Raw genomic sequence first — 25,478 nt, 5'->3', positions numbered from 1 at the left:
AACCTATCGTATTTTTTTTGTTGAATAATTCTCTTTTAGTAACAAAATTTCAATTTGAGAGATTCCTTTAATAAAAAAAGAGACGGTCTTTAAGACGGTCTCTTTGTGTATAGTTTAAAAACATGCCTGCAATGGTGCAGGATGTATTGATCTTATTTAACGATCTGAATTTCAACTGCAGAAAATCCTTTTGGAGATTTTTCCTTTTCAAAAGAAACTTTGTTTCCTTTTTTTACAGGTTCTACACAGTTATTATTGTGGAAGAAGATATTTTCTTTGCTGTTATCTTCGGTAATGAAACCATATCCTTTTTCACTAAGGAAAGTAACAATCCCTGTTTTTCTTGGATCTTCCTCAATAATAGGAGCAGCTCCTAATTGAATATCATCAAGGTTTACTTCCTGTCTTTGTTCAGGTGGAGTAGAAGTTAATCTTCCGAATTCATCTACATACATGAATACGTCCTCCGCTCCTTTGTTGTTGTTCGTTTTACGTTCTTCGCGTCTTAGCGCTTTTTCTTTTTGCTTTTGAATTTTTTTCTTGAAATTTTCCTTTTTAGAAAAAGAATCTGCCATAAATTATTTTTAGTATTTAGTTTCTATAAATTGTATTGTTCACTCTGGTCTGCCTTAGACCTTAAAGCCCGCCGATGTTTTCTGTTCTGGGTTTCCCTAATAATACAGAGCTTTAAAATTCCGACAAGTATTGTTCTGGGTAGAAGAATAAAAGTTAAAAATATGGCTGCTCAAAAAGCAAAGACTGAATAAATCTATTCTAAGTCGTTACAGAAAACAAAGTAGTGACCTGTTAATAATATGCAAATATACAACAATAAAATGAATAAAACTGTTTTTAAATGATTGATTATCAGAAATGGTTTTTATGAAAATCTGTCCAGCAATCTTATTTACAGGAGAATAAAGCAGTATTGACTGCTTTTTATAAAAAATCCCCAGGAAACTGAGGATTTAAAAAAATATATTAAGAATGAAATGGTGTGTTAATACGGGTGGGAGAGCATCAAATGTTGTGCCTAAAATTCACTTAAGCTGGAAAAGTTAAGCAACTGTTTAATATGTAAAATTGGATATAAACTCTATCTGCTTGGTAGATAATAGGATATTGAAAAAAATATGTTTATATAAATTTTATAATATTTTTAAAGTTAAAATTGAAGTCTATCTGAAATTTCCGAAAAATTCACCATGTTGAGATGCTTTTTATTATTCATCTTTGCTTCATTAACAAATAAAAAATAAAATAATGTCAACACAAGATGTAAAAGGAAAAGTTGTTTTAATAGCCGGAGGAGGTAAAAACCTTGGTGGATTGCTAAGTAGAGATTTTGCGGCAAAAGGAGCAAAACTGGCAATACACTATAATAGTGAAAGCTCAAGAGCAGAAAGTGAAAAGACTCTGGCAGAAGTTCAGGCATTGGGCACTGAAGCATTTCTGTTTCAGGGTGATCTTACTAAAGTAGATAATCTTACCAGGTTTTTTGATGAAACTATTTCCCGTTTTGGAGGAGTAGATATTGCAATAAATACAGTAGGAATGGTCCTTAAAAAGCCATTTTCAGAAACTACAGAAGCAGAATATGATACTATGTTCAACGTGAATTCAAAATCAGCTTACTTCTTTTTGCAGGAAGCAGGTAAAAAAATAAATGACCACGGAAAGATCTGTACAATTGTTACTTCATTACTGGCAGCATATACAGGTTTGTATTCTACTTATGCAGGAGCAAAGGCACCTGTAGAGCATTTTACCAGAGCTGCATCTAAGGAATTCGGAGCCAGAGGAATTTCTGTAACAGCAGTGGCACCTGGCCCAATGGATACTCCTTTCTTCTACGGTCAGGAAACAGATGATGCAGTAGCTTATCATAAATCTGCCTCAGCATTGGGCGGGCTTACCGATATTAAAGATATTGCTCCATTGGTAGAGTTTTTAGTTACTGATGGCTGGTGGATCACAGGGCAGACTATTTTTGCCAATGGTGGTTATACAACAAGATAATCTGAAATACATAAAAAAAATAAACTCACTGAAAATTGTTTTCAGTGAGTTTTTTATTGATCTGAAGGAGTACGAAACTATAAAGTTTTCATTTTTCCTTTGTCCAGAATACTTTTAATAATGAAAAACAATCCCAGAAGAACAAAAGGAATACTTAAAAGCTGTCCCATATTTAAGCTCATTCCATGTTCAAATTCAACCTGATCTACTTTAATAAATTCGATCAGGATTCTCATGATAAAAATTAAAAGAATACTGATCCCGAAGTAAAACCCTTTTCCGATTTTGAAGATATCTTTCTTGTAAATAAGGTATACGAAAAGGAAAATAATTAAATAAGAGATTGCCTCATACAACTGTGCAGGATGTCTTGGAAGATCATCTACCTGATGGAATATAAAAGCCCATGGAACATTGGTAGGAACTCCAATAATTTCCGAGTTCATAAGATTGGCAAGCCTGATAAAGACTCCACCTAAAGGAAGTACAATAGCAATAGCATCCAAAACTGTCATTAATGGGATCTTAAACTTTCTCGCATAGATCAGCAACATAATCATCAGCCCAATTCCCCCACCATGGCTTGCAAGTCCTGCAAAACCGGTAAAGTGGTAGGCTCCATCCGGACCTCTCTGGATTGGCAGGAAGATTTCAAGCGGATGCTGAGAATAGTAATCGAAATCATAAAAGATGCAGTGCCCTAACCTGGCTCCGGCAAAAATTCCGATAAGGGCATATGAAAATAAAGCATCATGTGCCTGTGTACTCAGATTTTCTTTTTTATAGATCTTTTTTAAAATATTAAAGCATAAAACAAGCCCTGAAAGAAATAAAAGGCCATAGTATTTGACGGAAACACCTAAAATATTAACGATTTCAGGATTCACATTCCAGTTGATGTATAATAAACTCATTGATATTGTTATCGGATTTTACGGATGCAAAGATAAGAAAATAGGATTTTTTTGAGTGATGCCCCTGTTTTGAGAATCAACGGACTGAATTGTAGAGTTTTAGTGGGATTGTATACTGCTTTGCATTTTTCAAAGTTTTCTATAAAAGCTTAAGAACTGAACGATGGTAAATTGGTTAAAACCATGAAAGGGAGGATAAAATAGTATCGATCATCATCCCAATCGTAGGAAAGAAGATTACTGTTTCCGAAATACTGTCAGGTAGAAGCTCTATAGATTAATTCTGCATCCATCATAATACATTTGCTTGGAGAAGAGTTATTTTTAATTTTTTCTAAAGCGAGTTCTGCAGCAATCTCACCCATCTTTTCCAAAGGTTGCTGTACACTGGTAAGCTGAGGGAAAACCATGGATGATAGTTCCGTTCCGGAGAAACTGGCAACTGCTACATCATCAGGAATTCTTATCTTCTGTTCATGAAGGTAATTCATGGCCCCTAAAGCTAATGTGTCACTAAATGCAAAAATACTGTCAAACTCTATATTTTTGCTTATTAGCTGTTTGATGGCCTTTTTTCCGTGTTCAAAAGTCATTCCATCCGCCTGTACAATAAGGTTTTCATCAAAAATGTTATATTTCATGAGAATACGCTTATAGCCATTCACTCTTTCCATCGCGTTTCGAATAGTAGCCGGTCCCATCATGTGAACAATTCTTTTTCGCCCAGTTTTGATTAAGTATTCCACCATCAGCGAAGCTTTAATATAATCATTGACTATTACTTTCGATACATCCAGAGATTCATGGGGAATTCTGTCAAAAAATATCAATGGAGTTCCTTGCTTCATAATATGTTGATAAATATCATTATTATATGTTTCGTGGCAGAGATTAATAATGATAGCATCCACATTGAACTCTTCAAGGAGCTGCAGGTTTTTTCTTTCAATACAAGAATCTTCATCAGATTGTGTAATGATGATTCTATATCCCAACGGATAAAGGATATTCTGAATTCCTTTGAGGACTTTCGCAGAAAAAGGAGTAATCATTTCAGGCACTACAAACCCGATAGTTTTGGATTGTCCGGATTGTAAATTCAAGGCTGTAAGGTTGGGTTTATATCCCAATTTTTCCGCTGCATCCAATATCCGTTTTCTTGTTTCTTCATTCACATTTTTGTCATGAAGCAGTGCTCTTGAGATTGTAGAGGTAGATAATGACAAAAATTTGGACAAATCTTTTATCGTTATGCGTTTCATTAGCTCTGTTTTTTTGTTAAAAATAATAAAAAAATATCCTATTGGGAACGTTCCCTTAGTTTTGGGAACGTTCCCAATTGTGATTTGGTAAAAAAACTTATAAGTCAACTATTTGTTAATATATATTTAACAAACTAATCAATTTATTAAATATTATACTAATTATGAGTATTATTTATTGTAATTATAATTCTTCGGAAATCTGTACTGGGATTTTACACATCGGTGTAGGAAATTTTCACAGAGCTCATCAACAGTTTTATACGCATATGCTGCTGAATGACAAGGATCAGCAGACATGGGGTGTTTGTGGAGTATGCTTACTGCCTTCAGATGAGAATGTATTCAATAGCCTAAGAGAGCAGAACCTTAAATATTCGCTCACGGTTTGTGGAAGAAACGGAGTAAATGAAGTTTATAGAATTGATTCACTGCGCGAATTGATTTGGGCTGGTGATAATCCTGGTGCTATCGTTAAAAAAATTGCTGATGCCGATATCAGGATCATCACCTTAACTATTACAGAAGGTGGATATAATCTTGATAAGGAAACCGGTGAATTCATACTTGACAATGAAAATATACAACATGACCTGGATAATCCTGCCAGTCCTTCTACGGTATTCGGATTCATTGCAGAGGGCTTACGCCAAAGAAAAAAACAAAATGGCGGTCCTATTACGATTCTTTCATGTGACAATCTTCTGCAGAACGGAAATATGGCAAAGAAAGCCTTTACCAGTTTTATACAAGCACAGGATAAGGAACTTGCGGAATGGATAATGAAAAATGTAGCTTTCCCAAACAGCATGGTAGACCGCATTACACCAACTACAATGTATGCAGATGTAGAAAGACTGAACAGGCTGAACGGAACAAATGATAAAGTTCCTGTATACTGTGAAGATTTTGCCCAATGGGTAATAGAAGATTGCTTTATTGCAGGAAGACCAGCCTGGGAAAGAGTAGGAGTAGAATTTACCAATGATGTAACGTCATTTGAAAATATGAAACTCAGTCTTCTGAATGCTTCACACACATTGCTGTCCTATCCTGCCTTTCTGATGGGATACCGTAAGGTAGATCTGGCTATGGAAGATGCAGATTTGGTACAGTTTATAAGGGATTTTATGGATATTGATATTACTCCTTTTGTTCCGGCTCCGGAAAATACAGATTTGGAAAAATACAAACAGACCCTTATTGAAAGATTTGCGAATCATAGCGTCAGTGATCAGGTGAGCCGCCTATGCTCTGACGGGGTTTCAAAATTTCCGGTATATATTATTCCTAATCTTGATAAAATGATAAAAGGGGCTAAGGATCTTACCAGACCTGCCTTCCTTATTGCTTCCTACAGACATTATCTGAAATATAAGACAGACAGCCATGGAAATACTTTCGAGGTAACAGAACCGTGGCTAACGATTAGTGATGAACTGCTTATTGGTAGTGAAAATCCTTTGGATTTTTTAGAATTATCAGCTTTTAAAGGAATTTATCTGAAAACTTCTGAACAATTCGTGGAACTGTATATCCGCTTCGTACAGAATATCAAAGATTCAGGAATCTCTTCAGTTTTAAAATCAATTATAAAATACTAAGGTCATGCAAGTAAATTCAAATACCGTATCCTCGGGAAACAAGGCAAACAACGCTATGCTACCGTTTGCTATTATCACTTTTATTTATTTCATTGTAGGTTTTCTGACAACGGTGAATGAACAGCTTCAGGCTCCTTTGAAATTCACTTTTCTGAGCCATGCAGGCAGCCTGAAAAACACATTTACAACTTTGATTTCCTTTTTCTTCTTCCTGGGGTACCTTCTGAACGGAACCCTGGGAAGTAAATGGGTCAATGCCTTTGGATACAAGAATACGATCCTGCGTGGCCTTTTATTTATGATTTCCGGTCTTTTTATGTATTTGTGTTCATCCTGGATAGGGGATCAATATTCCGATTTGAAATTCAGTATAAAAGATGCCGTTATTCCTGTCGGGTTTATCGTTTTCGTCATAGGTTCTTACCTGATGGGTACTTCTGCAGCTATTATTCAGGTTGTAGTGAATCCCTATGCCGCATCCTATGAATTGAAAGGTACCCAGCCCGTACAGCGGCTGAACATTCTGACCGCAATTAATTCCATTGGGACAACTTCTGCACCATTTTTTGTGACCGTAGTGATGTTCAGTGGGATTTCTATTGAAAATATAGAAATCAGGCAGTTGCTGTTACCGCTTTCAGCCCTTATCATCTGTATACTTACTGTAATGATAATCACCAAAAGGCTTCATCTTCCGGATTTGGCTCATACCAGAGTGGTGGGAGAGGAAAAGCTTGAAAGAAGCATCTGGTCATTCAGACACTTTGTACTGGGTGTTCTTGCAATTTTCTTTTATGTAGGAACTGAAGTGGCTATTGGTGCCAATATTAATCTGTATGCTTTTGAACTGATGGATTCCGGCCATCCGATCACTTTTTTTGGAAAGTCAGATATTATCATCGGTGGTATGGATTTAGGAATTCATGCATTACTGTCTACATTATATTGGGGAGGCTTCCTTGTGGGAAGAGCTATATCAAGCTTCTTTAGTAAAATTTCTGCAAGAACACAGCTGGTAACCACTACTATCCTTGCCACTATCCTTGGTATCATTTCTATGGTTACACAGAACCTTTGGTTTCTGGTAGCAATCGGTCTGCTTCATTCCTCTATGTGGAGCTGTATCTATACCCTTTCCATAAAAGGACTGAACAAGTATACCTCAAAAGCATCTGGAATCTTTATTTCTGCAGTATTTGGCGGGGCTGTCTTTACCCTTATCCAGGGAGGTCTTGCAGATATTTTAGGCTCGTGGAGATGGACCTGGTGGCTTACAGTGATCTGCGAATTGCTGATGCTGGTTTATGCTCTGTTTGGATCACGGATAAGAGAAAAGGATCTTATTCAATAACCCCATCTTTATTTTTCCTGAAAACCTTCAGTATCCGGTAAATATTACCAGATATAGATCTCTAATGTTTATCCAAAAAAATACCTATGTCATGTTAAAAATCTTTTTTTTGCTTTTTCTTCTTATTATGAGAAGTTTCTTAAGTGCACAGGAATTACATTCGGCTCTACAGCTTAGAAACAGCCATTTGTGGCGCGGGATTGAAGTCTCGGCAGGTTTGATCTATACCGGAGATGTACATCTTGATTACAAAAACTTTTATGTGGGATTCTGGGCCGGTGGTAATGTGGAAGGTTCCTATAAGGAATTTAATAACTATATAGGATATAAAAATAAGCATCTTACTTTAGAGCTCTGGGATATTTATAATTTTTCGCCTGGTGCTACTTATAACAATAAGGAATTCTTTAATTATTCAGCAAGAGAAACCGGGCGTTTCTGGGATTTGAGGTCCTATTATACCATAAGTGAAAAATTTCCTTTGGTACTGAGCTGGAATACAGTGGTGTTCGGAAGGGACAGGAACGGTGACAATACAAAAAATAAATATTCATCATTTGTATCAGGAGAATATCCGGTATATAAGAAAGAAAATCTGGAAGTAAGGGGAAGAATAGGATATGGTTTTGCTTTAAACAATACGAATGGAGAAAAGAACAATTTTTTTGCTAAAGAATCCGGGTTCAATGAGATCAGCCTTATCATTTCAAAAAGCTTTACTATTGAAGGTTATAAAATACCCATCGGAATATGGGGAATATGGAATCCGGTAAACAATAATGCCTTCCTGCAGTTTTCTGTACAGGTTTATTCATTCTGATAATGAAAAAAGAATGCTATTTTAGTTTAATACATTTAATTAATTTTAGATAATGAAAGATAAAAAAAATAAAGTTGTCTGCTTTGGGGAAGTTCTCTGGGATATTTTTCCTGGTGAACAGAAAAGGGTAGGCGGAGCGCCCTTTAATGTAGCATACCATCTTTCCAGGATGGGCGTTGATGTTAATATGATAAGTAGTGTGGGGAACGATCAGCTGGGACAGGATCTGCTGCAGAAAATTAAAAGCTGGAATATCCCGACAGATTACATCCAGATTAATGTAGGGTATCCTACCAGTACTGTTATCGCTTCTGTGGATGAAAATAATGATGCACATTATGATATTGTAGAGAATGTAGCCTGGGATTTCATTGATATAACTCCGGAAAACCATGAAATACTTAGTACAACAGATGCTTTTGTATTCGGAACATTGGCAGCAAGAAGTGAGAAAACCAAAAACACATTATTCGAACTGCTTGAAGTAGGAGCTTATAATGTTTTTGATATCAATCTCAGAGAGCCGTATTATGAAACCAGTATGATTAAGGATTTGCTGCATAAAACACATCTGGCAAAATTTAACAAGGCAGAACTGCGTATGATGCTGGATTTTTTAGGAAAAGAATATACAAGTGAAGAAGACGGTATAAAATTTCTACAGGAAAATTTTGATCTACATGAAATTATTATTTCCAAAGGAAGTAAAGGAGCTTTGTATGCAGATAAGCATGATTTTTATCGATATCCTACCATTCCTGTTACGATAAAAGATACTGTGGGAAGCGGGGATTCTTTTTTAGCAGGTTTCCTTTCAAAAAGATTGGAGAAAGGAAGTTCAGTGCATGAAACCATGATTCAGGCGGTTTCCCTGGGAGCATTTATCACATCGCAGGAAGGCGCCTGTCCTGAATATTCTTTTGAAGATTTCAATAGGTTCAAAAATCAATACCAGCTTTCAGCTTTAGACTGATCAAGGAGACTGCTTATTAATTTAAAATGATTCTTGATGAAACATTTTATACCTTTAATACCATTATTTATCACAAAACAATCTCATATGCATCATCAACTGGAAAAGCATTATGTAAATAGGGTAGGCTGGCTTCGGGCAGCAGTTTTGGGAGCTAATGACGGGTTGTTGTCCACTACAAGTATTGTCATTGGTGTTGCAGCAGCAGAACCTGAGCGGCACATCATTATTCTTGCGGCTTTGGCAGGAATGATCGCAGGAGCAATGTCTATGGCTGCCGGGGAATATGTTTCGGTAAGCTCACAGGAGGATACAGAAAAGGCAGACCTGATCCGCGAAAAGCGTGAGCTTGAAGAAATGCCGGAAGCAGAACTTAGAGAACTTGCCAGAGTCTATGAAAAAAGAGGTTGTTCCAAGGAAACGGCGATGCAGGTTGCTATTGAACTTACAGAACACAATGCATTGGAAGCCCATGCCAGAGATGAATTGGGTATTAATGAAATGACTCAGGCAAAACCTTTACAGGCCGCTATAGCATCATTCGGGTCTTTTGCTGTAGGGGCACTGCTGCCATTTACGGTTTCTCTTTTAGCTCCTATCAGGCAGATGGTGTATTTTCAATATGGCTTTTCCATTATATTTCTGATGCTTTTAGGAGCAATGTCAGCCAGAACAGGCGGTTCCAGTATTAAAATTGCTGTAATGAGAATCTGTTTCTGGGGGACTGTTGCTATGGGAATAACAGCTTTGGTGGGGCATCTTTTTGGAGTAAATGTATCCTGATACGGAATGGTTTCTATTCCCGCATTAAAAAGAATTTTAAATAATAAGTATTTGATTTCCAGTTTGTATTTACCCTAACAAGTGTTAGTCGTAGTATTACTACACTTTTTGAAATTTCTTATTAATTTGTATTTTGTTCTTGTAATTAGATCTATATTTGGTGATATAAAACAACAAATCACACAATATTAACGATTAAAATTTACAATCATGGCAGAAAGAAATTCAAGAGGAATTTTAAAATTCAACAACGGAGAAGGACAAAAGCTATTAAAGCTTAACTACAGTGTATCAAGATCTACAGACGTTTCAGGACGTGTAGCATCAGATCCTTCCAACGCGCTTATCAAAATCACAGTAGAAGCTACAGAAAAATCAGATATTCTGGAAAGCTTATTGAACGGAAAGTATAAGCCTACAGTGGGAGAAATTACCTTCAACAAATCTCATGAGGAAGGAACATTAACAACATTAAAGTGGCAGAATGGATACGTGATCCAGCACGAAGTAGATTTCGATGCAGTGGATGAAAACAGTATGTACATCACTTTTGTTGTAAGTGCAGAACAAATTGACTTAGGGAATTCTGCTTACCATGGAGCTTGGCCTACAGCGTAAGAATCTGATCTCTTAAAAAAATCAAGTACATATAAAAACAGAATGGTACAATAGATACTGTTCTGTTTTTTTGGCTCTGATAAATACTTCAGAATTAAACAAAATACTCTCATCAATTTTCTGTAATTGTTGAAATAAATTGGGTAAAAGTGGATTTTATATTGTAAAAAATTTATAATTTTATATAAAGGATATTTTTTTTAGAATTTTTTTCTGAAAATAAAAGTCTTTCAAACACCTTACATTAAAATATGAACAAAAATACCTCGAATTCCGAAAAGATTTCGGAGAATCATATTCCCGGAATCAACCGTGTGGTGAAGCTGGATATAGTGATTGAAGGCAAAATGATCAAACATTTCAAACACTTCCGCTTACAACAGAGTGTAAAGAAACATCATAATTTTGAACTGACATTGGCTCATGATACCTTAGATGGTGTACAGAACCATGATCTGGAAGAAGCTCAGCAGTTTTTAGGAAAACGTTTAACTGTAGTCTTTAAATATAAAGATGTAGAAGGAAGTCCCGAAAGGACCTTTGTAGGAGTTATTACAAAAGTAGGATTCAGCCAGGAAAATCATAGTCTTGGAAATATCGTACTGAAAGGATACAGCCCAACTATTCTTCTGGATGCTGCTCCTCATACCCAAAGTTTTGGTGGTGACCAGCCCGTTAATATGGGAATTATTGCCACCGATGTAATAAAACAGGGTATCGAAAACAGTAAATTTGATGTAAAAGTGAATGCTAAAGCGTCTGCTCAGATTCTTTACAGCTCTCAATATAACGAAACCCATTACAATTATCTTTGCAGAATGGCAGAAGCCTATGGTGAGCAATTCTTTTATGACGGTGAAATACTCCATTTCGGAAATATGCCACCTCAGAATAAAGCTGTAGAACTGATCTATGGAAGCAATGTTTCAGATATCAATGTAGAAATGAAGGCCGTACATATCAAGCCTCGTTTTTACGGATATAACAGCAGCTCTAATGCTAAATTAACTTCCGGAGAAACTCCTATCAAACATGTGGGAAATCTTGCAAAAACATCCTACCAGAACAACGATAAGATCTTTAAAACCCCATCATTACAGGTTGCTCCTATAAAGGCAGCCACTGATATGGATGTGGTGATTTCTCAAACCAGTACAGCAGGAAGCAGAGCGGTAGACGTTTTTACAGTTTCAGGTGGTACCACTATTCCATTTCTATATCCGGGATGTGTTGCCGATATCAATATGCGTAAAGCCGATAGCAATCAAACCTCTTACTTTACCAAACTGATGGTTACAGAAGTTATTCATGAGGTAGATACACTGGGACGTTATGAAGGAAGGTTTGAAGCCATAGCTGCAGATACAGGATATATTCCGACCCCTGATTTTACAGTTCCCATTGCAGAGCCTCAGATCGCTACAGTGATCTCCAATACAGATCCGATGGGACAGGGAAGGGTTACTGTAAGATTCGACTGGCAACTGCATGATACCACAAATTTTATCCGAATGATGGCACCTGATGCCGGAGGTACAGATCAGATTACTCAAAACAGAGGTTATGTAGCTATACCCGAAGTAGGAGATCAGGTAATGGTAGGGTTTGTCCATAACCATCCGGACCGTCCATTTGTGATGGGAGGAATGTTCCATGGTGGAACAGCTATGGGAGGAGGTGTTGACAATCATTTAAAATCCATTCAGACCAGAAGTGGAATCAGGGTTTTAATGAATGATGCTGAAGGAAGCGTCACGATTGTCGATCCAAGTGGAAATAATTATTTTATGGATGGAAAAGGAAACATCATCGTCACAGCACCGAAAAATATGACGTTCAATGCAGGGGAAAATCTTACCATCAATGTCGGGCAGGATATGAAGACCACCGTAGGAAATGATAATGCCATTAATATTACCAATAATCATAAGTTTACTTCAAGGAACTATAAACAGACTGTTAATGAAAATAAAACCATCAATGTAACAGGTGATTTGAAAGAAACAACCTCTACAACTACCCATAAGGCAAAGAATGGAGATATCCTGCTGCAGAGTTCTGGAATTGCTAAAATGTTGGGTAAAATTGATGCTAAAGTAAATAAAGGATAAAACACATGGCAGTATGTTTCATGGAGTTTACTATTGAAGATTAGAACGTGTTCATAATGAATAGAATAATAAAATATCTGTTAAGCTTTTTATTTTTTACCCAGATTTCTTGTCAGGAAAAAAAAGACCATAAAAAAACAGTAACAATGACAAAATATGAATGGACTGAGGGAACTTCTGCTCCTTTAGGATATCCGATGGAGGTATACAAAGGAGGAATAGAATGTGAGGGCGGAGAATGGGTAGGACTAGATATCGGGTTATCACCGGGAGGAAATACCTGGGGAACCATCAATAATGGAATGGGAAATAGTTTTAAAGGTATTCCCACCCGTCTTGATTTTACATGGATGTCATACATGGAGAACCAGTTCTATATGATAGATGCTCAGGTAGACACGAGTAAAATAAAAGAATATTTCAGTAAAGGATATGATAGTAAAGCCAGCAATGGAAGTGGAAATATAAAACATTTAAACTATAACAAGATCGGTATAGGAATGGCTCCGGGAGGAGTGGTTATAGTTTGGGTAGCCGGTGTAGGTGTGCAGAAAGAAATAGGAAGGTATCTTGGAAAAAAAGTAACCATTCCGGAATCAGAAATAGCTAAACTGGACAGCCATGAGGACCGTTTTTTCAGAGATGATTACTTAAAAGAAATTCATACCAGTGAAAAAATAGTTCCATTAAAAATACAACAGGAAAACAAAGGGAAGTCTATCCCTTTTGGTTTATGGGATTCGTATAGGATTCAGTATGACTGGAAACCTGTTTTTGAACTTCCTGAAAAAGGTAAACTCAATCCTCTGGCAGATGTAGGAATGACAATGGTTAATGGTGAAATGGATCAGTTGGATTCATCCAAGAATCCTCTTGGAGGTAACGGAACTAAGGCAATACCGCAGTCTTTTTCCTTTTCAGTAGTGGATGGTGAGGATATAAGATATGGGGCTGGTTGCAAACTTAATGAAAAGTCAGCTTTTGAAGCATTTTCAAAAGTGTTTGGAAAAGATCCGAAGTCTACAAAGGCGAGCCTGGTGATTAAAATAAACGAATCATATAGCTTCTTTACAGTGCTGCTGAAAGGTGAAAATGGAAAAGAAGCTTTCATTAAAACAGAAAACCTGGAAATGTTTAAATCCAGAAAGAAATAATGCATATCGAACTATAATTAACTATTGATTATGGGAAAAACATTTGTATACAATACCGGAAACTCTTCCCCTCCAATTGATGAAATACATTTGGAAATAGGTGTTTTCTTTGATGGTACCCTTAATAGCCTTAAGAACACTGAAATGAGGCAGAAGTACAGAGATGGAAAGAATAAAATTGAAAGCAGCGATACCGACGATGAAGTTCTGATCAAAGAAGCAGCCATCGATGAAACCACCAAAGCACAGGAAAAACAGTACGAAGAACTGAAAAACAAAGAAATCTCTGACAAGGATAAGGAATCTGACCGTTTTCTTAAAGCAAGCCACAGAGGATGGCTGGACAAGCAGGGAGTAGATAATAGTTACAGTAATGATTTTACCAACGTAGCAAGAATGTATAAATGCAGCCAACGGGATGAATATGGTGTATATGTAGAAGGCATAGGAACATTGGATGGACGCAGAGATGTAGATGATGGATTTCAGTATGGGTCCGGAGAGACCGGAGTAAGAGGGAAAGTGAGAAAAGGCTGTGAAATGGTTGCAGAAAGAATTGATGCCCTAAAGAAAAAACATTCTCCGGAAAAAATGCTCAGTAAAATTACCATTGATACTTTCGGATTCAGTCGTGGTGCTGCTGCAGCCAGAAATTTTTCCTATGAAATTAATGGAAACAAAAGACCCAAAGATGTTGAAATCAGGAAAAAAACAAAGTTGGCAGGGTACAGAGAAAGCCGGTCTTATGGCAATGATGGATTGATTGCTGAATACGAGGATATTTGGATAGATAAAGATAAAACAGAGGTAAATCCGGCCTACCTTGTGGATGGTAAGCTTCCCAAATTTGGTTTTTTAGGCTACTATCTTCTAAGCAAGGAAATTCTGACCAAAGAAGAACTGGAGGAATTAGAACTGGATGTCCGGTTCATAGGAGTTTATGATACTGTTTCCTCTTATGAGGAGTTTGGAGATATGGGAGCATTGGAAAGAGTAGGATACCGAGGTCCTTTGCATGCTACATTCGGATCCAAACATAATTTTGGAGATGACGTTGAGCAGCTTCAGCTCAAAAATCCCGGACCTTACTATAAAGCCGTTCACTTTACTGCAATGGATGAGCATCGGGAAAATTTTTCACTCACCAGATTCCCAGGAAGCGTTGAGAAAGATTTTCCGGGGGTGCACTGTGATATTGGTGGAGCTTACGAAAGTGGGACAGAAACCGTAGACGAAATAGAAGTAGCAGATAAACATCCTGGTGTAGGATTTAATTCTTACAGTTCCTGGAATGCCCTGAAAAGGCTGGAGGAGAGGATGGAAGAAATTAAAGCTGGGCATTGGTATCATGATGGTCAGATCAGTATAAAAAAAGAAAGTCATTTATGGATTTTCCAATATCATAAAATAAGAGGAGTTCGTTTTCTTAGAAAAGAATACAGTTATATTCCACTTCATTTTATGGAAAAGCATGGAATAGATTACTATAATCATCAGATCATAGTGAAAACTGAAAGTACCTATTCTATTGATAAAGACGAACATCTGCCGGCAGCAAAAAGACATCTGGAAAAATATGTGTTTGGAGATGGAAAACCATGGCATTTTGTGAAGGATGAGGACCTGGGAAAAGAAGCTGCCAGATTAAATGCTGAAGCTGCTTTGGAACAGCCAACCTATGGTAAAGATAAAGATGGCAATAGGATCGTCAATATTCCGGCAGTACAGGTTACTTCGCAACGATGGCAGGATTTACTGAGAACCCTAAGAAATAAGTATCTTCATTGGTCTGCTAATAGAGACTGGATGGGAATGGATCCCAATAATGATTATCAAAGAAGGATATATTAAGTATGGCAGTAAACTTATTGCAGAATCTTCATCAGAAAACCTATCGGCTGGAGACCATCGTCATAGAACAAAAAAATCCGTTTTATTCTACCCAAAAAAGCTATGTCAGAGAAGTTGAGGTCTATTATTATGGTAAAGTAAAGGATCAACATGACTTTCAGGTTCTGGTTACTCACTTTGATTTTTCTGAAGATGAAGGGAGTATGGATAAATTTTTAAAAAAGATCAGCTATTTATTCGATGAAATAGAATGCAGGGTAGATGATGAAGGAAATATTACTGCGGTAGATAATTTATTGTTTTTAAGGGTAAGATGGGCTAAAATTCAGGCAGGTTTGTCTGAAACACATACAGGACAAGCCATAGATCGCTATTTCAGCCAAATCAGTGATCTGTTGGAAGATGAAACAAAGCTGATTGTCTTTTTAGGTAGTTATAAAATGTTTGGATTACTTTTTAATGGCTTATTGAATTCATTTGATACTAAAATGAAAAGAGAATCTTCAGAAGGCTTTACAGAAATTATGAATCCTGTAAAAAATGGAGATACATTAACTTTGAAAGTATCAGCAGAAAATCTGGAAGAATCAGAAATCAAACACTTCAGAGGTTTATTTGTCTGCAAAAGAGATCAATATGAAGAAGGTTTCATAGAAATCAAAAAACAAAATTATCATTTAAAACATTCATTATTATGGATAGGCTAAAGAATGAAGGCGAGGGAACTGCTCCCGAAATCCAAGCTCAAAATCCAACTCAGGATAATGATCAGGTGAAAGCGGCCAATAAGCAGAAACAGGATGATCGACGTAAAGAGAATGAGAAGAAAGATAAAACTGAAGAAGGCTTATTGTTGGCCATAGATGGAGCAAAGATAAAATTCAATGCTCACTTAGGAACTTTTAAGGTATTGAATGATGTACCTACTACACAGGATAAACTTACAGGAACGGTGGTAGAAAAACAGGTGCCTAATTTCATTTTTGATGATGGTTTCGTTTTAAATACTCTTACAGAATGGCAAAAATTTGGAAATGTAAAAGTACAGGATAATGAAGTTTTGTTGAAGGATTCATTTTTACCAGGAGTTGGGTCTATCCCAGGAACACCTCCAGAAAGTGGAAAGGTAGAGTTTTCAAATTCCGGTCAAGTAAATATACCCGAAAAAATAGTTACGAATGGTGCACCTGTACCGGAGCAAAAGGATGCTATCATTAATTTTATTGTATACCCGAGAATTTGGAATGACTTTCCAGCGGCGAGTAATTACGGATTTGATTGGAATAGAGATCACGATGATATTTTAAGTCTCAGAACAAAGTCTAAATCGGATATTTTAGATAATTGCACTCAGAACAAGGTATTGTTTGAAGAGAAATATGAATCCAGTAAAATAAATATTAATAAATCAAATTACTATCCTCCTTATTTGTATATGTTTAAGAATCATAGCGAAGTAACAAAATTGGAAGTGGTTTTAAATTTATATGTAGAGATTATAAATCCGAAAAAAACAGAGAAAAATAGTATTCAATTAAAATATGATCAATCGCTCTTTGATATTGGATTTACCAAAGATGGTAAAACGATAGCTTCTAAAGAATTTATTATTTCTAAAGAATTTCTGGATACAAAGAACGATGCCTATTTTAATCAGCCCAGACAATTCAGAAATGATAAATCAGGTAAACCTATATCCCCTAAGATGACAGCTTACGAACCTCAATTGATAAAAGACGGAGGTAGTATGAAGCTGGAGCTTTCCAATTTAATGATTATCTGTAAAAATACTTTTGATAAGGATCAGCCCGTTAAGTTTTTTGATTCTGAAAATAACCTTATTGGTCTATTGATCATTAAGCCTAATGATAAAGCTATTTTTTCGAATAAATCTTTTCATTTTGTAAAAGTATTGAGGAAAAATAGTAAACAAAGTGATCTGGAAACTATAAACAAAATGATTATAGAAACTCAATTGTATAAAAATGGAGAATTTGTAAAATTTGAGGATGAAAATACGGCGCTTAATAACATCGTAGAAGGAATCAATTGTTTTGGGATCAGTAAGCTTTTAGTCAATTTGAAATCACAATATAAGGTTTCAGAATTAGAAGTGGATGATGCAGAGTTGAAAACGGAAAATATTATTTCAGATAATTATGTTTTGAAGAGAAGCGAGTATACCACTTTTATAGAAAAGAAAATCAACTGCAATAACAACGAAATGTATATCTTCTTTTCAGGAATCAGTGAAAATAATAATGTGGCAGCATCCTATGGGTATCATAAAAACAGAGGACTTTTTTATTCTTCTAATATTGATACTTATTTTCATGAATTAGGACATTCATTTGGATTAGCTCATACTTTTTTAGAGGGAGATGAAGATGAATATGTGAATCAACTTAAAGCAAAGCTAATAGATCCGAACGGGTATTATAAAAAACAAAAAATTTACCTCGAAGATTTCGAAAAGCGTATTGGTAATTATAAAAAAGACTTAAAAGAAAGAAAACCGGAGCATTATCCATTTAATTTTGGAAATGAAAAAGTTAAAAGTAAAAAAGATTGGGAAACTAGAATTTTTGAGTTGGAAGGCCAATTGAAGATTGAAAAGCAGGAATATGAAGACAGCTTAAAGGAAATGGAGAGTAAGATTAATCTGTATGAAAAGATCAATCTGTATAATAATATAAGGTTCAAAAAGGGTTCAATTGATAATATTATGGAATATCCTGATACCTCTGTTGCAGGAACCACCTTTTATTACCAACACGAAATAATAAGAAAATTAAATGATGAATTCCAATTTTTATAAACTCATTATGATACTTTTTATGGTGTCATGTGTAAGTGAGCCTATTGTATATCAACAGGTAGATTACAAAGGGGATATTTTTTATGGTGATATCAGGCAAAAAAAGACAGGAAAATTTATCTTTCCGAATATGAACTTTTCCTATTCTTTGTATAAAGGAGAATTAAATGGGAAAATACTCCTGATAGAAAAATCAGATACCATAGTATTTGGTCATTTTAAAAGAAATCAACCTATTGGCAAATACATCAACAGGATTGATCAATGCTATCAATGCAAATATATCTTTCGTAAAACGGTTATTGAAAAAATTGATGGTGAGGGAGAATTTAATAAACAGTCGAAGAAAGATGGCTATTGGAAAGAAAAATCTCAGGAAGGAAATTATAGTAATGGAAAGAAAAATGGAGTCTGGAAGATTTATAAATACAATGATTTGGAAAATTCTCAAAATACAATAAAGGAAGTGATTTATAAAAATGATAGCCTTATAAACCATAAGTGAGAATGTCTACTGAGTTCAAGTGGTTTTTTGTAAAAAGAAAAGACTAGCTTAAAGAAGGTTTCATAGAAATCAAAAAACAAAATTATCATTTAAAACATTCATTATTATGGATAGGCTAAAGAATGAAGGCGAGGGAACTGCTCCCGAAATCCAAGCTCGAAATCCAACATAAAATAAGAAGGATGAAAAAAATATTCTTTATATTTTTATTATTAACAATAGTATCATGTAGTTCTGTAAAATATTATGAATATTATTACAACGATAATTTATCAGAAATTAATTCTAAATATGTCTATAGCACTTTAGAGGTACATAAGGATAAAGCGATTTATAGAGCTTTCGATAATGGCTATGTATATAAAGAAAAAGAACCTGTCTCTTTTCTCTATATTGAAACAGAAAAAATAAATGATTTGGACTATATTCCATTGTGGAAAGCCTCAAAATTTTATTACTATACCGATGAAAATCAAAAAAAAGTAATTGACTATACTCTCTTATCAGAGACTGATATTAAATTATTAGGGGGATATTTTAAAGAAAACAATGTCTATAGAAAGGAAAACAAAAAACCGGAAGATTATCACTTTGATAATTCTAATTTGAACCGAATTTCTATAGAGTTTCCATCAGAATTGAAAAGAGTAAAAAAAATAGATTACTCTAAATTTCCAAAAAGCATAAAGAAAATTAATCCTGAAAATCCAGACTCCCCAAAGGATAACATAAAATAAAAGATAGGAAAAGTCTTTTAGAGAGATAAATGGACTAAGGATGTATTATTAGATAAACTTTATTCATAAGTGAAAATAAGGAACTGGTAATAATTTGTAACATTCTCATTTAAAACATTCATTAGTATGGATAGTGTAAATCAAGATGGAGAAAATATCTCCCCTGAAACTCAAACTCAAACGCAGGATAATGATCAGGTGAAAGCAGCCAATAAGCAGAAGCTGGACGATCAACGTGTAGAAAATGAAGAAAAAGATAAAACTGAAGAAGGTTTATTATTGGCTATAGATGGAGCAAAAATTAAATTCAATGCACACCTGGGAACATTTAAAGTGCTGAATAATGTACCGACCACGCAAGACAAGCTTACTGGGACTATAGTAGAAAAACAGATTCCCAATTTTATCTTTGATGATGGTTTTCTGATGATTTCTCTTACAGAGTGGCAGGATTTTGGAACAGCAAAAGTTCAGGAAAACTTTGTGCTGTTAAAAAAATCTACTTTACCGGGAACAGGCAAAATGCCGGGCCCTGTACCTCCTGAAACAGGCAAAATAGAATTTGTAACCTCCGGACAGGTAAATGCCCCGGAAAGTATTGACGGGAAAGGAGCTCCTGTACCAGACCCGGAAGATGATAAAAAATGCTATTGCGAGAAAGAGTTTACAGAAGAAGATATTAAAGGGTTTTATAACTCCAAGAAATTATTTACAGCCAAAAACTGTCCTTTGCCGGAAGATAAGAAAAGCTATAAAGAATTTACAAAAGCCCTGAATAAAGCAATGAAGGATAATGATATCAACAGCTGTCTTCGCAAGGCTCATTTTCTGGCACAGGTGGAAGCCGAAACAGGGCTGGATACCTCTTTAGAATATGCTGATGGATGGGATTATGATCCTACCACGCATCTTGATAATTATAATAAATACCTCTTGTTCAAAAAAGACAAAGTAAAATATAAAGAAAACGGTACAGCCCGGATAGAGAGGGGGTATAACAGATATCTTGAATGTTTAAGCCGTGAGAACGATACAAAAGGAGATGGCCCGAAATATAAAGGAAGAGGATTAATTCAGCTTACCTGGAAAGATACTTATAAAGCATACTTTTCTAAGATTAAAAAACCTGAAACCCAGGACCCGGATATTGTTGCCAATGATCTGGAACATGTATGTAATTCGGCGGCATGGTATTGGAGAGATCGTTCAGCATGGGGTGATTTGAATAAATTTGCAGATACAGATGACTTTATCTCAGCAGCAGTTGGGGTCAATGGTGGATTAACAGGATTTACCCATAGAAAAGAAAACCTGAAAAGGATTTTGAAGAATATGAAAGTAAAAGATAACTGTAAAAATCAGAAAATAAAAAATCTGGGAGTTTATACCTACGATACAAGTGCCATAAAAGACACCAAATGGGGTAAAAAAGAAAAAAACAAAAAAGCAATACAAGGATATGATGATAAAGAAGATTAACATAATATGCATAACATTTTTCTCTGCCTTTTTGTATTCCCAAGAGGTTGTAGGAGACTTTAATAATGATAAAATTGATGATACTCTTACCTATAAGTGCTATAAAGTTGGAGAGATTAAAGAAATTAATGAGCCGACCTGTAAAGCCGTTTTAGTATTGGGACAATCAAAAAAGAGGTATGATTTTAATTTAAATTATGTCTCTTCTCCTGTCATTAGTAATTGTGGTCCTGGATGTATTTTATTGTATGATGCTTCTGCTGATACAGAATATACACAGGAATACACCTATTTTCCCAAATATAACAATTGGATATTAACCAAAGACGAGACTCTGAATAAAGATGAAAACGGGAAAATAGAAAATAATATTCCTAAAAACTACTTACTGTCTATTGATAATAAGAAGTATCCAATGAAAAAAAATACAAGGACCTTAAAAAAAAAGATATCAAAATAATAAGGGCCTGCTCAGGAAAGAATTGAATTATAGATCCTAAATGCTGTTTTTCCCTGTATCCTTATGAATTTTAAAATAAGAATAATCCTACTTTTTATTCTGGGCAGCATTAGTTTCCATGCTCAGGAAATAAAGATTTGGAGTAAAATATTGAAGTCTGATATTGTCGTCCGTCAGAAAGTGAATGATGACAGTATTTTTTTATCAATAGATAGAAAAGACAATAAATGGCTGGGCAAAAATGTAAGAATCAGAACAGTCAATTACTGGAGTCATGCTCCGGTAGAAGTTACTGCAGATTGTTGCAGCAAAAAAACTCTGATCATTAAACGGACTTTTCTGGGAAATAATATTGTTGGTGATAGACTGTTCTTCAAGAAAAATAACGGGAAATATTACTTTAATGCACTTAGTGAATTTGAGCAGAAAGCTGAATATTAGGGGTATACAGAAATAGGAATACATCTTGAAAAAAATTATACTGTTAATTTTATTGCAATTATTTGCTGTAGTCTTTTCTCAGTCTGGAAAGAAACGGCTACTTATTCCTATATCCAGATCTTATCAGTTGGGCTATAATACCTATGATAAAGAATTTCAAATGTATCAGAACCCTTTTATTTTGAGTGACAGAAAAAAATACAAAATAGAAGGATATGGCAGTATGAATTATTCTGAAGGAAAATTGCTCGGGATTTCTCCCAATAACAAATATATTGTGTTGGATCATATCTCAAAAGGATATGTAGAGGACGGGGAAAGTAAAAGACTCTATGAAAATTATCTTTGTGTAATTGTGTATCTTCCCGGGAAAAAAGTTGTTATGTATATGCAGAGCGATTGTGGGGGAGAATGGAACAGAAATAATCAATGGGTAAGCAGCAATGGAAGAGTAGTATTTCCGTAAAGAATATACTGCTTACTACTCACGATTCATATGGAAAAATGTTTGTTCTTTATATCTGTTTTTCCGATATAGAATCAAATAAAAACAGGATTTATTAAATTATGGAGAATTATATTGATACTGAAACAATACCTCATTGTAAAATTGAAGAGAAAAAATTTGAATGGGGAGAACCTTATGAAATGCAGACTCCGGTTTTTATTTTTAAAAAATTCTCAGCATCAAAATTAGAAAACTCAATCATTCTGTTTGGAGAAAATAATTTTAAACAGCAATTATTATCCCTATTCAATGTAATTATTAACCATGAAGAGTTTGAAAGGGTTGAAAATTATTCAGGAGAACAATTCGATAGAAAAACAATAGTAGAACTCATTAATTCTTTTATAAAAAAAACGGAGAGCTTAGTGGCCCCATGGGAAAAATACCAGCTTGGATTTACAGAATATGATTATGTAGGATATATTGAAGAACAGGTGCAGGAAAGCTTATGCTATGTTAAAATACAATAAATAATCGGACATTAATGTTCTTGGCAATATCAGCTCCAAAAACAATGGCTCATCAAATGAATGAACTTGCAGATATAAGCTTCTGGAAATTTAAACCATAAGATAAAAACAAAAGTTCATTTTTTTTAATTCTTTTAAAATCAAAACCTCTGAAAGTTAATTTCTGTGAAAACTGACCATTAATATTTTGCTATATTTGTGTCAGTGGAAAGACGAATTACATATAAAAACACTAATGTATTGCACTCTATAAAAATGATAGGTCTGTTTTTAATGTTGTTCCATTTATTTAGTTATAAGACAGATTATAGTAGACTTTCCACAACAGTTTTAAACATTTTTCAAAGTGTTCAGGCAGATTCTAATCTGAAATGTAACAAGATTTATCTTAAAGAAAACAATAAAACTCCAATAAAATGCAATAGCAATTATTGTTCAGGTTTTTCACTCCTTTTTACAGCTTCTTTTCCCTCTTTTGGATTTGAAAAATTTCTGGCTAAAGCACTAGGTCATCGATTCGTTTTATATGATGATCCACCCTATTGCTCATTTTTTAATTCTATCTGGATTCCCCCTAAAATTTAACCTTAATAGTACGATACAATTAAAGGTATCTTACGTTGTATAATTTTTCCAGACCATTTAACAATTATATCATTCACGATTGCATGATCCACCAAGAGTCATGGCGTGGTCGTATGCCAATGATATGAATATGTAATCAAAAAGAATTTAAAAATGAAAAAAATAATATCAAACTTCGAAAAAAACAGTCCCAATATTTATATCATATGCAGGATTTTAATCGGCCTGTTCTTTTTTATTGCAGGATTTAATAAACTGTTTCATCCTATATTTCAGGGATACATGTTAAATACCATAAGCAATATAGGATTTCCTTTCCCACAGTTTACTGCCAATTTTACAGCTTTTTGCGAATGTATATTTGGTTTATTTCTGATGCTGGGTTTTTGGACGCGAATAAGTTCTGTGTTTTTAATCATTATTATATTGGTAGCCTTATTTACACATGATCTGAATTCAATTCCTAAAGAACTGAATCCTATTAAAGAAGAGACAGGAATCTATGCAATGGATCCTTTTACCTGGCTGAGCTACTTCCTTTATCTGCCTCAGACATTATATCTGATGTTTCTGACGCTATTTCTGTTTCAGGGATGTACAGGATTTGGGATTGATACTTTGAGAAACAGAGTTATGACAGATAATAAGTAAATATTCATATAGAAAAGACCGTCTCAAAAGGACAGTCTTTTTTTTGAACTTACAGTTTGTTTGAATTTTTAATTTATGTAATGAGTTCTGCAATTAATGGAGGAATTAAAAGTCTTACAGTAACGACACAGCTAAAATTTGCCAGAAATCCGAGTGAACTAATATTGGAAATAAATAATATTCAGGTTGCAACAATACCCTTCAGCTCCGTTGTAACTACAACGACTATTGATAATTTGAATGTAACCGGTGATTTTGTAATTAAAATTTTGAATCCAAATACAGGACAGCGAGTTGCAATTGATGATTTATCCTGGACATGTTATTCAACTTTAGGAGTTAATGAAAGCGCTAAGTCGGTTCAGCTTCCAATTTATCCTAATCCAATTAAAAACAGTGAATATCTGTATCTTAATAAAAAGGTAAATAAAGTTCTTATTTATAATAGCGAAGGGAAACTGATTAAGAAATCAAACTTAAGAAGCAATTTAATATTAATAGATAATCTACTGAAAGGTATGCATTTTCTTAAAACAGAAAATACGATCCATAAATTTATAGTTAATTAATGATGTGAATAGTAATCTTTAAGATAAAAAATCCATCTTCAAAATTATTTGAGATGGATTTTTATAAGTTTCTTTTTAACTTAAAAAGAAAAAACTGTTCAGATTTTATAAATCCTGTTTTTTCGGTGGTAAAAATAATTGTATTTTTTTTTAAAAATAAATATTAATGGAAAATATAACTTTTTGGCGTTATCAGATTATCAATACAGGAACAACCGAAACCCCTTTTTATGGAGTGTACGAAGTTTATTTCAACGAAAAAACTGGTGAAATTATTTCATGGACAGAAGATCCGGTTGCTTTAGATAATTACGGGAATACAGAAGAATTAAGAAATGATTTAGAAAAGATTTTATCTGATATTAAAAAGCAACCAATTTTATTGGAATCCAGACTTGAAAAGGATTTGGAAAAAGATAATATATAAACTTTGCCCAGGCTGGTGTATCAATTACTGAATTAGCTAAGACTTAATCTGTTTTAAAGTTATTCAATTTATTGATAACCGTTAGATTAATTACTAACTAATAAATCCTGCTGTTAAGCTGTTCTGATTTTATTTTATTCTTTTTTTTCTTTTTCACATAAGAAGATTTTTGAAAAAACAAATTTTAAACGATTACTAAGTATTTGCTAATAAATTTTTTAGTCATCACTTCCTCAGACTGCTCGTTTTTTCAAAATGCTTGTCATTCGTTGTTTCTTTTTTTAAATTTTTAATAAAACAAAATGGAAAACCGTAATTGAAATAAATAAATTTTCTATATTTTGAAAAATCTTAATAATTTAATATAC

General features: G+C 34.5%; 25 protein-coding genes. 22 read left to right on the top strand and 3 right to left on the bottom strand.

What is annotated here, in order from left to right:
• Positions 1–152 precede the first annotated feature (152 nt).
• Entirely contained in the window at positions 153–575 is a 423-nt protein-coding gene (locus WH267_RS22200) for a cold shock domain-containing protein (protein WP_047420468.1), read from the bottom strand.
• 688 nt (positions 576–1,263) lie between these two features.
• Between WH267_RS22200 and WH267_RS22195 the strand changes: the two genes are divergently transcribed.
• Entirely contained in the window at positions 1,264–2,019 is a 756-nt protein-coding gene (locus WH267_RS22195; RefSeq protein WP_340011060.1) for an SDR family oxidoreductase, read from the top strand.
• 77 nt (positions 2,020–2,096) lie between these two features.
• Here WH267_RS22195 and lgt read toward each other — a convergent pair whose 3' ends face one another.
• Together lgt and WH267_RS22185 are read right to left on the bottom strand one after the other, a co-directional pair.
• Positions 2,097–2,933 (bottom strand): prolipoprotein diacylglyceryl transferase, encoded by an 837-nt coding sequence (gene lgt / locus WH267_RS22190; protein ID WP_340011059.1) that lies wholly within the window; start codon positions 2,931–2,933, stop codon positions 2,097–2,099.
• 257 nt (positions 2,934–3,190) lie between these two features.
• Positions 3,191–4,195 carry a LacI family DNA-binding transcriptional regulator gene (locus tag WH267_RS22185; protein WP_115973052.1) on the bottom strand — a complete coding sequence of 335 codons (1,005 nt, stop codon included), beginning with the start codon at positions 4,193–4,195 and terminating at the stop codon, positions 3,191–3,193.
• Positions 4,196–4,359: 164 nt separating this feature from the next.
• Here WH267_RS22185 and WH267_RS22180 point away from each other — a divergent pair, with 164 nt between their 5' ends.
• The 21 genes from WH267_RS22180 to WH267_RS22080 all read left to right on the top strand — a co-directional run bounded on the left by WH267_RS22180 (position 4,360) and on the right by WH267_RS22080 (position 25,110).
• Positions 4,360–5,799 (top strand): mannitol dehydrogenase family protein, encoded by a 1,440-nt coding sequence (locus tag WH267_RS22180; RefSeq protein WP_340011056.1) that lies wholly within the window; start codon positions 4,360–4,362, stop codon positions 5,797–5,799.
• A gap of 4 nt (positions 5,800–5,803) precedes the next feature.
• Entirely contained in the window at positions 5,804–7,150 is a 1,347-nt protein-coding gene (locus tag WH267_RS22175; RefSeq protein WP_340011054.1) for an MFS transporter, read from the top strand.
• Between the two features lie 91 nt (positions 7,151–7,241).
• Entirely contained in the window at positions 7,242–7,970 is a 729-nt protein-coding gene (locus WH267_RS22170) for a hypothetical protein (RefSeq protein ID WP_340011053.1), read from the top strand.
• Between the two features lie 52 nt (positions 7,971–8,022).
• A complete protein-coding gene (locus WH267_RS22165; protein WP_340011051.1) occupies positions 8,023–8,943 on the top strand; it encodes a carbohydrate kinase family protein in 921 nt (306 codons plus the stop codon).
• Between the two features lie 87 nt (positions 8,944–9,030).
• On the top strand, positions 9,031–9,726 hold the full coding sequence (locus WH267_RS22160; RefSeq protein WP_340011111.1) for a VIT1/CCC1 transporter family protein: 696 nt from the start codon (positions 9,031–9,033) through the stop codon (positions 9,724–9,726).
• A 210-nt stretch (positions 9,727–9,936) separates the two neighbouring features.
• Positions 9,937–10,344 carry a type VI secretion system tube protein TssD gene (gene tssD / locus WH267_RS22155; protein ID WP_045494324.1) on the top strand — a complete coding sequence of 136 codons (408 nt, stop codon included), beginning with the start codon at positions 9,937–9,939 and terminating at the stop codon, positions 10,342–10,344.
• 251 nt (positions 10,345–10,595) lie between these two features.
• Positions 10,596–12,455, top strand: coding sequence for a type VI secretion system Vgr family protein (locus WH267_RS22150; RefSeq protein WP_340011048.1), 1,860 nt, complete (start codon positions 10,596–10,598; stop codon positions 12,453–12,455).
• A 56-nt stretch (positions 12,456–12,511) separates the two neighbouring features.
• Positions 12,512–13,609, top strand: a complete 1,098-nt coding sequence (locus WH267_RS22145) for a DUF2931 family protein (protein WP_340011046.1) — start codon at positions 12,512–12,514, stop codon at positions 13,607–13,609.
• Between the two features lie 30 nt (positions 13,610–13,639).
• Positions 13,640–15,460, top strand: a complete 1,821-nt coding sequence (locus tag WH267_RS22140; RefSeq protein WP_340011045.1) for a phospholipase effector Tle1 domain-containing protein — start codon at positions 13,640–13,642, stop codon at positions 15,458–15,460.
• Between the two features lie 2 nt (positions 15,461–15,462).
• Positions 15,463–16,167, top strand: a complete 705-nt coding sequence (locus tag WH267_RS22135) for a hypothetical protein (protein WP_340011043.1) — start codon at positions 15,463–15,465, stop codon at positions 16,165–16,167.
• Complete coding sequence (locus tag WH267_RS22130) at positions 16,155–18,278, top strand: hypothetical protein (RefSeq protein ID WP_340011042.1); 2,124 nt, start codon at positions 16,155–16,157, stop codon at positions 18,276–18,278. The genes WH267_RS22135 and WH267_RS22130 overlap by 13 nt, the downstream gene beginning before the upstream one ends.
• 7 nt (positions 18,279–18,285) lie before the next feature.
• Positions 18,286–18,783 (top strand): hypothetical protein, encoded by a 498-nt coding sequence (locus WH267_RS22125; RefSeq protein WP_123947421.1) that lies wholly within the window; start codon positions 18,286–18,288, stop codon positions 18,781–18,783.
• Between the two features lie 182 nt (positions 18,784–18,965).
• Positions 18,966–19,520, top strand: coding sequence for a hypothetical protein (locus WH267_RS22120; protein ID WP_123947422.1), 555 nt, complete (start codon positions 18,966–18,968; stop codon positions 19,518–19,520).
• 126 nt (positions 19,521–19,646) lie between these two features.
• Entirely contained in the window at positions 19,647–20,999 is a 1,353-nt protein-coding gene (locus WH267_RS22115; protein ID WP_340011039.1) for a glycoside hydrolase family 19 protein, read from the top strand.
• Positions 20,980–21,459 (top strand): hypothetical protein, encoded by a 480-nt coding sequence (locus tag WH267_RS22110; RefSeq protein WP_340011037.1) that lies wholly within the window; start codon positions 20,980–20,982, stop codon positions 21,457–21,459. The genes WH267_RS22115 and WH267_RS22110 overlap by 20 nt, the downstream gene beginning before the upstream one ends.
• A 63-nt stretch (positions 21,460–21,522) precedes the next feature.
• A complete protein-coding gene (locus WH267_RS22105) occupies positions 21,523–21,900 on the top strand; it encodes a hypothetical protein (protein ID WP_340011035.1) in 378 nt (125 codons plus the stop codon).
• Positions 21,901–21,925: 25 nt separating this feature from the next.
• Positions 21,926–22,366 (top strand): hypothetical protein, encoded by a 441-nt coding sequence (locus WH267_RS22100; RefSeq protein ID WP_340011034.1) that lies wholly within the window; start codon positions 21,926–21,928, stop codon positions 22,364–22,366.
• A gap of 101 nt (positions 22,367–22,467) precedes the next feature.
• Positions 22,468–22,878 carry a hypothetical protein gene (locus tag WH267_RS22095; RefSeq protein ID WP_340011033.1) on the top strand — a complete coding sequence of 137 codons (411 nt, stop codon included), beginning with the start codon at positions 22,468–22,470 and terminating at the stop codon, positions 22,876–22,878.
• Between the two features lie 738 nt (positions 22,879–23,616).
• Complete coding sequence (locus WH267_RS22090) at positions 23,617–24,114, top strand: DoxX family protein (protein WP_340011032.1); 498 nt, start codon at positions 23,617–23,619, stop codon at positions 24,112–24,114.
• An 80-nt stretch (positions 24,115–24,194) separates the two neighbouring features.
• Positions 24,195–24,683 (top strand): T9SS type A sorting domain-containing protein, encoded by a 489-nt coding sequence (locus WH267_RS22085; protein ID WP_340011030.1) that lies wholly within the window; start codon positions 24,195–24,197, stop codon positions 24,681–24,683.
• Positions 24,684–24,849: 166 nt separating this feature from the next.
• Positions 24,850–25,110, top strand: a complete 261-nt coding sequence (locus WH267_RS22080; protein ID WP_340011029.1) for a hypothetical protein — start codon at positions 24,850–24,852, stop codon at positions 25,108–25,110.
• Positions 25,111–25,478: the final 368 nt, after the last annotated feature.

This window comes from Chryseobacterium sp. MYb328 (assembly GCF_037572595.1).
GTDB lineage: Bacteria > Bacteroidota > Bacteroidia > Flavobacteriales > Weeksellaceae > Chryseobacterium > Chryseobacterium pennae.
This window is presented reverse-complemented; position numbering and strand designations above follow the sequence as displayed.

What these genes read in the sequence shown, in the direction of transcription:
- WH267_RS22200 (WP_047420468.1), bottom strand. Translation starts at nt 575, where the DNA reads ATGGCAGATTCTTTTTCTAAAAAGGAAAATTTCAAGAAAAAAATTCAA.
- WH267_RS22195 (WP_340011060.1), top strand. Translation starts at nt 1,264, where the DNA reads ATGTCAACACAAGATGTAAAAGGAAAAGTTGTTTTAATAGCCGGAGGA.
- lgt (WP_340011059.1), bottom strand. Translation starts at nt 2,933, where the DNA reads ATGAGTTTATTATACATCAACTGGAATGTGAATCCTGAAATCGTTAAT.
- WH267_RS22185 (WP_115973052.1), bottom strand. Translation starts at nt 4,195, where the DNA reads ATGAAACGCATAACGATAAAAGATTTGTCCAAATTTTTGTCATTATCT.
- WH267_RS22180 (WP_340011056.1), top strand. Translation starts at nt 4,360, where the DNA reads ATGAGTATTATTTATTGTAATTATAATTCTTCGGAAATCTGTACTGGG.
- WH267_RS22175 (WP_340011054.1), top strand. Translation starts at nt 5,804, where the DNA reads ATGCAAGTAAATTCAAATACCGTATCCTCGGGAAACAAGGCAAACAAC.
- WH267_RS22170 (WP_340011053.1), top strand. Translation starts at nt 7,242, where the DNA reads ATGTTAAAAATCTTTTTTTTGCTTTTTCTTCTTATTATGAGAAGTTTC.
- WH267_RS22165 (WP_340011051.1), top strand. Translation starts at nt 8,023, where the DNA reads ATGAAAGATAAAAAAAATAAAGTTGTCTGCTTTGGGGAAGTTCTCTGG.
- WH267_RS22160 (WP_340011111.1), top strand. Translation starts at nt 9,031, where the DNA reads ATGCATCATCAACTGGAAAAGCATTATGTAAATAGGGTAGGCTGGCTT.
- tssD (WP_045494324.1), top strand. Translation starts at nt 9,937, where the DNA reads ATGGCAGAAAGAAATTCAAGAGGAATTTTAAAATTCAACAACGGAGAA.
- WH267_RS22150 (WP_340011048.1), top strand. Translation starts at nt 10,596, where the DNA reads ATGAACAAAAATACCTCGAATTCCGAAAAGATTTCGGAGAATCATATT.
- WH267_RS22145 (WP_340011046.1), top strand. Translation starts at nt 12,512, where the DNA reads ATGAATAGAATAATAAAATATCTGTTAAGCTTTTTATTTTTTACCCAG.
- WH267_RS22140 (WP_340011045.1), top strand. Translation starts at nt 13,640, where the DNA reads ATGGGAAAAACATTTGTATACAATACCGGAAACTCTTCCCCTCCAATT.
- WH267_RS22135 (WP_340011043.1), top strand. Translation starts at nt 15,463, where the DNA reads ATGGCAGTAAACTTATTGCAGAATCTTCATCAGAAAACCTATCGGCTG.
- WH267_RS22130 (WP_340011042.1), top strand. Translation starts at nt 16,155, where the DNA reads ATGGATAGGCTAAAGAATGAAGGCGAGGGAACTGCTCCCGAAATCCAA.
- WH267_RS22125 (WP_123947421.1), top strand. Translation starts at nt 18,286, where the DNA reads ATGATACTTTTTATGGTGTCATGTGTAAGTGAGCCTATTGTATATCAA.
- WH267_RS22120 (WP_123947422.1), top strand. Translation starts at nt 18,966, where the DNA reads ATGAAAAAAATATTCTTTATATTTTTATTATTAACAATAGTATCATGT.
- WH267_RS22115 (WP_340011039.1), top strand. Translation starts at nt 19,647, where the DNA reads ATGGATAGTGTAAATCAAGATGGAGAAAATATCTCCCCTGAAACTCAA.
- WH267_RS22110 (WP_340011037.1), top strand. Translation starts at nt 20,980, where the DNA reads ATGATGATAAAGAAGATTAACATAATATGCATAACATTTTTCTCTGCC.
- WH267_RS22105 (WP_340011035.1), top strand. Translation starts at nt 21,523, where the DNA reads ATGAATTTTAAAATAAGAATAATCCTACTTTTTATTCTGGGCAGCATT.
- WH267_RS22095 (WP_340011033.1), top strand. Translation starts at nt 22,468, where the DNA reads ATGGAGAATTATATTGATACTGAAACAATACCTCATTGTAAAATTGAA.
- WH267_RS22090 (WP_340011032.1), top strand. Translation starts at nt 23,617, where the DNA reads ATGAAAAAAATAATATCAAACTTCGAAAAAAACAGTCCCAATATTTAT.
- WH267_RS22085 (WP_340011030.1), top strand. Translation starts at nt 24,195, where the DNA reads ATGAGTTCTGCAATTAATGGAGGAATTAAAAGTCTTACAGTAACGACA.
- WH267_RS22080 (WP_340011029.1), top strand. Translation starts at nt 24,850, where the DNA reads ATGGAAAATATAACTTTTTGGCGTTATCAGATTATCAATACAGGAACA.